General features: G+C 56.8%; 1 protein-coding gene. It reads left to right on the top strand.

The annotated features are described in order from the left end of the window. On the top strand, positions 1 to 236 hold a 236-nt coding region (locus Q4528_RS16030), incomplete at both ends, for a hypothetical protein (RefSeq protein ID WP_303522754.1).

Here is a 236-nt window from a genome sequence, read left to right as displayed (position 1 = left end):
GAGGGGCAATATTACGAAATCAAGCCGCTCGAATATCAGTTTCAGCCCAACGGCCCCGGTTATTTCGATGTGACCGAAGGCTGTGTTGGTGTGGCGATTGACCTCGGCGACAATGCGAGCGGGGTTCGCCGCTACCAACTCACCGGCAATACGACCGATTTGGACGCGCTCACGTTTAGCGCCGTGCTGCGCAAGCGGTATGTATGGGCAACGGACACTTCTACGACCGTTATCCC

This window comes from Staphylococcus pasteuri, assembly GCF_030547725.1.
GTDB lineage: Bacteria > Bacillota > Bacilli > Staphylococcales > Staphylococcaceae > Staphylococcus > Staphylococcus pasteuri.
Note: the sequence above shows the minus strand (reverse complement) of the source record. Positions and strands in the feature narration are given on the sequence as shown.